Annotated in this window: 5 protein-coding genes and 1 pseudogene; 2 read left to right on the plus strand and 4 right to left on the minus strand. The window is 71.3% G+C overall.

The genetic code is table 11. The features are described from left to right. From AB0C29_RS25870 to AB0C29_RS25885, 4 genes and pseudogenes are all read right to left on the minus strand, one after another. Nucleotides 1-469 (minus strand): annotated as a pseudogene (locus AB0C29_RS25870) (hypothetical protein); the annotation flags it as partial. 48 nt (nucleotides 470-517) lie between these two features. Continuing rightward, complete coding sequence (locus tag AB0C29_RS25875) at nucleotides 518-2,224, minus strand: glycerol-3-phosphate dehydrogenase/oxidase (RefSeq protein WP_360824970.1); 1,707 nt, start codon at nucleotides 2,222-2,224, stop codon at nucleotides 518-520. Then, entirely contained in the window at nucleotides 2,217-3,734 is a 1,518-nt protein-coding gene (gene glpK, locus AB0C29_RS25880) for a glycerol kinase GlpK (protein WP_360824973.1), read from the minus strand. The genes AB0C29_RS25875 and glpK (AB0C29_RS25880) overlap by 8 nt, the downstream gene beginning before the upstream one ends. Then, the gene (locus tag AB0C29_RS25885) at nucleotides 3,727-4,566 is read right to left on the minus strand and encodes an MIP/aquaporin family protein (RefSeq protein WP_360824976.1); all 840 of its coding nucleotides are present in this window, start codon (nucleotides 4,564-4,566) and stop codon (nucleotides 3,727-3,729) included. Before AB0C29_RS25885 ends, glpK (AB0C29_RS25880) begins: the two co-directional genes overlap by 8 nt. Nucleotides 4,567-4,692: 126 nt before the next feature. Between AB0C29_RS25885 and AB0C29_RS25890 the strand changes: the two genes are divergently transcribed. Together AB0C29_RS25890 and glpK (AB0C29_RS25895) are read left to right on the plus strand one after the other, a co-directional pair. Then, complete coding sequence (locus AB0C29_RS25890) at nucleotides 4,693-5,448, plus strand: IclR family transcriptional regulator (RefSeq protein WP_360824979.1); 756 nt, start codon at nucleotides 4,693-4,695, stop codon at nucleotides 5,446-5,448. A 17-nt stretch (nucleotides 5,449-5,465) separates the two neighbouring features. After that, a complete protein-coding gene (glpK, locus tag AB0C29_RS25895; RefSeq protein ID WP_360824982.1) occupies nucleotides 5,466-6,959 on the plus strand; it encodes a glycerol kinase GlpK in 1,494 nt (497 codons plus the stop codon). Nucleotides 6,960-7,170 lie beyond the last annotated feature (211 nt).

A 7,170-nucleotide genomic window follows, 5' to 3' on the forward strand; every position in this document is an offset into this window, starting at 1 on the left:
GGTAGCTCGCCGACGCCAGCGGGGTGGACCGGCCGCCGCTCACCCGGCCGAGCTCGACCGTGTCGTCGGCCCGGCTCGCCAGGTAGTAGTGGCTGCCGTCGCCCTGGATCCGGGCCAGCACGGCGGTGGACGACCCCGTGTCCCCGGTGAGCTGCCTGACCCGGGTGCTGACCGAGTAGTCCGTCCAGGCCGCCTCGCCGGCCCGCGCGAGTGCCCGGGTGTCCGTCGCGCTCTGCTGCAGAACGCCGGTCCCGTCCGTGGCCACCGCCCAGCGCCCGCCGGTCGTCCGCCACCCGTTGGCGTCGCCGTCCTCGAAGTCGTCACTGAGCAGCACCGGCGCGGCGGCCACGGCCCCGGCCGGTGCGGGCTGCAGCAGCGCGGGCGCCGCAACGACCAGCAGCGCGACCAGGCCGGCCCCGAGCCGCCGGCGGGTCGACGGGGGAACGGCCGGTCCTGCGGATGCGCCCATGTCGCGCACTGTAGGACCGGCCATTCATCTCCGTCAATCAACTACCCGTCACTGCACCTGCAGGGGCACGACGTCCGGGGCGCCCAGCCGGGCCGCGTCCGCCGTCTCGTCGTCGGGCTGTTCCTGCGAGGCCCGTTCGGCCTCCACCCGGAGCCGGTAGTGCTCGACCTCCCGGTGCTGCTGCTCCTCGGACCAGCCGAGCACCGCACCCATCAGCTCCGCCGCCACCGGCGCCGCGGCCAGACCGCGGTCGAAGGTCTCGATCGAGATCCGGGTACGCCGGGTGAGCACGTCCTCCAGATGCCGGGCCCCCTCGTGGCTGGCCGCGTACGCGAGCTCGGCGCGCAGGTGGTCCTCCGCGCCCTCGACCGGCCGGGCCAGGTCCTTGTCGCCGGCGATCAGCTCCAGGATCTCGTGCACCAGCGAGCCGTAGCGGCCCAGCAGGTGCTCGATGCGGGCCACGTGCAGCCCGGACTCCTCGGCCAGCAGCCGGCGGCGGTTCCACAGGGCGGTGTAGCCCTCCGCCCCCAGCAGCGGCACCCGTTCCGTGCAGGAACGCGGCACCGAGCGGCCCAGCCCGTGCACCGCGGCGTCGACCGCGTCGCGGCCCATCACCCGGTACGTCGTGTACTTGCCGCCGGCCACCACGACCAGTCCCGGCGTCGGGCTGGCCACGGTGTGCTCGCGGGACAGCTTCGAGGTCGACTCCGACTCGCCGGACAGCAGCGGGCGCAGCCCGGCGTAGACGCCCTGCACGTCGGTACGGGTCAGCGGGGTGGCGAGCACCTTGTTGACCAGGTCGAGCAGGTAGTCGATGTCCGTGCTCGACGCCGCCGGGTGGGCCTTGTCCAGCGCCCAGTCGGTGTCGGTGGTGCCGATGATCCAGTGCCGGCCCCACGGGATGATGAACAGCACGCTGGTCGGCGTACGGCTGATCAGCCCGGTGGTCGACTGGATCCGGTCGCGGGGCACCACCAGGTGGATCCCCTTGGAGGCGCGGACGTGGAACTGGCCGCGCTCGCCGACCAGGGCCTGGGTGTCGTCGGTCCACACCCCGGTCGCGTTGATCACCTGCTGGGCGCGTACCTCGAAGGTGCGGTCGTGCTCCAGGTCGTGCACCCGTACGCCGGTGACCCGCTCACCCTCGCGCAGGAAGCCGACCACCTCCGTACGCGACGCGACGTGCGCGCCGTACGCGGCGGCCGTCCGGGCCAGGAACATGGTGTGCCGGGCGTCGTCGATCTGCGCGTCGTAGTACTGCAGCGCGCCGACCAGCGCGTCGCGGCGCAACGCCGGGCAGGCCCGCAGCGCACCACGCCGCGACAGGTGCCGGTGCCGGGGCAGGCCGGGTGCCGCCGCGGCCATCGTGTCGTAGAGCAGCACCCCGGCGCCGGCGTACAGACGCTCCCAGCCGCGGTGCTGCAACGGATAGAGGAAGGGCACCGGCCGGGCCAGGTGCGGCGCCAGCCGGGTCAGGATGAGGCCGCGTTCCCGCAGCGCCTCACGGACCAGCCCGAAGTCCAGCATCTCCAGGTAGCGCAGGCCGCCGTGGATGAGCTTGCTGGACCGGCTGGACGTGCCCGAGGCGAAGTCGCGCGCCTCGAGCAGGCCGACGGAAAGACCGCGGGTGGCGGCGTCGAGGGCGCTGCCGGCGCCCACCACCCCGCCACCCACGACGAGCACGTCGACCTCGTCGCCGGCCAGGGCGGTCAGTGCAGCGTCCCGGCCGGCCGGTGAGAGAGTCGTGTCAGTCAACGTCTACCCAATCGAGAGTGCGCTGGACGGCCTTCTTCCACTGGCCGTACCCCTTTTCCCGCTGTTCGTCGGACCAGGCCGGCTGCCAGCGCTGCGACTCGTTCCAGTTCTCGCGCAGCTCGTCGGTGTTCTTCCAGAAGCCGACCGCCAGCCCGGCGGCGTACGCGGCACCCAGCGCGGTGGTCTCGGCGACCACCGGCCGGCTCACCGGCACGCCCAGCACGTCCGCCTGGATCTGCATGCACAGGTTGTTGACCGTGATGCCGCCGTCCACCTTCAGCACGTCCAGCGTCACGCCCGAGTCCTGCGCCATCGCCTCGACCACGTCCCGGCTCTGGTAGCAGATCGACTCGAGGGTGGCCCGGGCGATGTGCGCGTCGGTGTTGAACCGGGACAGCCCGACGATCGCGCCACGTGCGTCCGAGCGCCAGTACGGCGCGAACAGCCCGGAGAACGCCGGCACGAAGGACACGCCACCGTTGTCCGGCACCGACGACGCCAGGGTCTCGCTCTCGGCCGCCGAGTTGATGATGTGCAACTGGTCGCGCAGCCACTGCACGGCCGAGCCGGTCACCGCGATCGAGCCCTCCAGGGCGTAGACCGGGGCCGAGTCGCCGAACTTGTAGCAGACCGTGGTGAGCAGGCCGTTGTCCGAGCGGACCAGCTCCGTACCGGTGTTGAGCAGCATGAAGTTGCCCGTACCGTAGGTGTTCTTGGCCTCGCCGGGCGCGAAGCAGACCTGGCCGAACATGGCCGCCTGCTGGTCACCCAGGTCGCCGGTGAGCGGGACGTCGCCGCCCAGCGGGCCCGGCGCGTGGGCCATGCCGTAGGTGTTCGGGTCGGACGACGGCCGGATCTCCGGCAGCATCCGCCGCGGGATGTTGAAGAACCCCAGCAGCTCGTCGTCCCAGTCCAGGGTCTCCAGGTTCATCAGCATGGTCCGGCTGGCGTTGGTCACGTCGGTGATGTGGTTGCCGCCGTCGACCCCGCCGGTGAGGTGCCAGAGCAGCCAGCTGTCGGTGTTGCCGAAGACGGCGTCGCCGCGCTCGGCCGCTTCCCGGACCCCGTCGACGTTCTCCAGGATCCACTGGATCTTGCCGCCGGAGAAGTACGTCGCCGGCGGCAGCCCGGCCTTGCGGCGGATCACGTCGCCGCGCCCGTCGCGGTCCAGCGCCGAGGCGATCCGGTCGGTGCGGGTGTCCTGCCAGACGATCGCGTTGTAGTAGGGCCGCCCGGTGCGCCGGTCCCAGACCACGGTGGTCTCACGCTGGTTGGTGATGCCCAGCGCGGCCAGGTCGCTGGCCTGCAGGTTGGCCTTCTGCATGGCGGTACGGATGACCGAGACCGTCCGGTCCCAGATCTCGATGGGGTTGTGCTCGACCCAGCCGGCCTGCGGCAGGATCTGCTCGTGCTCGAGCTGGTGGCGGCCGACCTCGTTGCCGCCGTGATCGAAGATCATGAAGCGGGTGCTGGTGGTGCCCTGATCGACGGCACCGACGAAATCAGCCACGGTTTGCCTCCACACGCTCGGGGTTGGGGGTCGGCAGCTCGCCCGGCTCCTGGGCGGCCGCGGACGGCAGGAACCGGCCGACCAGGCCCTGGTAGAGCCCGGCGCCGAGGATCCCGCCCACGATGGGCCCGACGATCGGGATCCAGAAGTACAGATAACCCGTCTGGTCGCGGAACGCGCCACCGTAGCCGGTGAAGAAGCTGGCGAGTCGCGGTCCGAAGTCACGCGCGGGGTTGATCGCGTAGCCGGCGTTGGTGCCCCAGGCCATGCCGATGGCCACGACGAGCAGGCCGATGATGAACGGCGCCAGGTTGGCCGCCGGCGGGGTGCCGGCCGCGTCGGTGATGGCCAGGATGAGGAACAGCAGGATCGCGGTGCCGATCACCTGGTCGCGCAGCGCACCCCACTCACCGACCGGTAATGTCCCGTTGCCCGGCAGGGTGGAGAAGACGCCCTGGGTCTTGACGGTCAGTCCGGGGTCGGCCGCGTGCAGGACCTCGGTGTAGTTCCACCGCACCAGCAGGGCGGCGACGAAGGCGCCGAGGAACTGCGCGAGCGAGTACGGGGCCACCTTGCGCCACTCGAAGCCCTTGAAGACCGCGAGCGCGATGGTGACGGCGGGGTTGAGGTGCGCGCCGCTGATCCGGCCCGCGACGTAGACGCCGAGCATGACGCCCAGCCCCCACGCCCAGGCGATGCTGTCGTGGTCGCCGATGCCGCCGCCCGCCACCTGAGCGACGACGCCGACGCCGAAGAGAATGAGGATCATGGTCCCGGCGAACTCGGCGGCGCATTCGCCGAGTAGTCCCGGGATCTTCAGACGTTCTGCCATGTGCCCTCCAGGGTCTGATGTGCTCAGACGCTAGGGACGGGCATGGAGGCGGGCAATGAACGCCGTTCGGCATTGTCGAACGTCGGACGTGACCACGCGGTAACGGATTGGCATAGCATCCGAAACATGCCGGGGACGGTGCAGTCCATCGAACGAGCAGCCGCGATCCTGCGGATGCTCGCCGGAGGCACGGGCCGCCTCGGCCTCGGCGAGATCGCCCGGTCCCTCGATCTGGCCAAGGGCACCACCCACGGCATCCTGCGCACCCTGCAGGTCGTCGGCTTCGTCGAACAGGACAAAGCGTCCGGGCACTACCAGCTCGGCGCAGCCCTGCTGCACCTGGGCACCAGCTATCTGGACATCAACGAACTACGTTCCCGCTCGATCAACTGGGCCGACCCGCTGGCCGCGCGCAGCGGGGAGGCCGTCCGGATCGGCACGGTCCTCGAAGGGCGGGTGCTGGTCGTACACCACGTGTTCCGGCCCGACGACACGTTCCAGACCCTGGACATCGGCACGCTGCTGCCGCTGCACGCCACCGCCCTGGGCAAGGTGCTGCTCGCGTACCGGTCGGCCGGGGCGCCGGGGGAGCTGGAGCAGTTCACCCGGCGCACGGTGGTGGCCCCGCGCGACCTGGCGCTCGCCCTCGACGAGGTGCGCGCGGCCGGCTGGGCGGCCGAGATCGAGGAGCTGACCCTCGGCCAGGCGGCGATCGCCGCGCCGATCCGGGGGTACGGCGGCCTGGTGGTCGGCGCGATCGGCATCTCGGGGCTCGTCGAACGGATCTGCGACACCAGGTACCGGCCGCACCCGCGACTGGTCGGTTACGTCCGGGACGCCGCCCGCGCGGTCTCCCGGGACCTCGGAGCCGCCCGGCACTGATTTTCTGGGGAGGGACCATGACCGAGAGTTATGTCATCGCGATCGACCAGGGCACCACGTCGACGCGGTGCATCGTCTTCGACCGGCGCGGCCAGCTCGTCTCCCTGGCCCAGCAGGAGCACAAGCAGTACTTCCCGCGGCCCGGCTGGGTCGAGCACGACGCGGCGGAGATCTGGCGCAACGTGGAACGGCTGGCCCCGCTCGCCCTGAGCCGGGCCGGAATCAGCACCGAGCAGGTCGCGGCGGTCGGCATCGCCAACCAGCGGGAGACCACGGTGCTCTGGGACCGGCATACCGGGGTGCCGATCGGGCGGGCCGTCGTCTGGCAGGACACCCGTACCGACACCCTGGTCAACACCCTGCTGGGTGAGCCCGGGGCGGACGAGGTGCAGCACCGCAGCGGGCTGCCGCTGGCCACCTACTTCTCCGGCCCGCGGCTCAACTGGATCCTGAACCACACCCCCGGCCTGCGGGAACGCGCCGAACGCGGGGACGTGCTGTTCGGCACGATGGAGACCTGGCTGATCTGGAACCTGACCGGCGGGCTGCACGTCACCGACGTGACCAACGCCAGCCGGACCATGCTGCTCGACGTGCGCACCCTGCAGTGGTCCGAGCAGGCGTGCGAGTTCTTCGGCGTGCCGCGGGCCATGCTGCCCGAGGTGCGCCCGTCGGTCGGGGTGTTCGGCACGGCCACCGCGGCGTTCCCCGGGGTGCGGATCGGTGCGGCGCTGGGCGATCAGCAGGCGGCGCTGTTCGGGCAGACCTGCTTCACCCCGGGCGAGGCCAAGTGCACGTACGGCACCGGCAGCTTCCTCCTGCTCAACACCGGTACGGAACTCGTCCGCTCGACGCACGGGCTGCTCAGCACGGTCGCGTACCAGCTCGCCGGCGAACCCGCCCAGTACGCCCTGGAAGGCTCGATCGCCATCACCGGCTCGCTGGTGCAGTGGTTCCGGGACCAGCTCGAACTGATCGCCACCGCGCCCGAGATCGAGACGCTGGCCCGCACGGTCGACGACAACGGCGGTTGTTACATCGTCCCGGCCTTCTCCGGCCTGTACGCCCCGCACTGGCGCAGCGAGGCGCGTGGGGTGATCGTGGGGCTGACCTCGTACATCACCAAGGGTCACCTGGCCCGGGCGGTGCTGGAGGCGACCGCCTGGCAGACCCGCGAGGTGGTCGACGCGATGAACGCCGACTCCGGCCTGGCCATGACCACGCTCAAGGTGGACGGTGGGATGACCGCCGACAATCTGCTCATGCAGTTCATCGCGGACGTACTGGACGTGCCGGTGGTCCGCCCGCTGGCCAGTGAGACGGTGTCGCTGGGGGCGGCGTACGCGGCCGGCCTGGCCGTCGGGCACTGGCCGGACCTGGAGGACCTGCGGCGCAACTGGCACCGCGCGGCCCAGTGGATGCCGGCGATGGACCCGGCCGTCCGCGACCGCGAGTACGACAACTGGCGGCGGGCCGTCGAGCGCACCTTCGACTGGATCAAGCCGGCCTGATCGGCAACACTTTTGACACATCGATGAAATCAGCGGTCTTGCCTGCCCGGGAGGACCGGCCGACACTGTGTCGCATGGTAATTGCACCAATAGTGCAAGAAGCCTTCCGGTACGGCCGGGACGCCGCGCGTGACGACGCGGCGCTCCGGACCCTGCTCGCCGACCTGGTCCCGGGCCTGCCGGCCGAGGTCGCCGCCGCGGTGCTCACCCT

This window comes from Actinoplanes sp. NPDC048791 (assembly GCF_040650095.1).
Taxonomy (GTDB): domain Bacteria; phylum Actinomycetota; class Actinomycetes; order Mycobacteriales; family Micromonosporaceae; genus Actinoplanes.

Coding starts and splice junctions, on each gene's coding strand:
- glpK (WP_360824982.1), top strand. CDS start 5,466: ATGACCGAGAGTTATGTCATCGCGATCGACCAGGGCACCACGTCGACG.
- AB0C29_RS25885 (WP_360824976.1), bottom strand. CDS start 4,566: ATGGCAGAACGTCTGAAGATCCCGGGACTACTCGGCGAATGCGCCGCC.
- AB0C29_RS25890 (WP_360824979.1), top strand. CDS start 4,693: ATGCCGGGGACGGTGCAGTCCATCGAACGAGCAGCCGCGATCCTGCGG.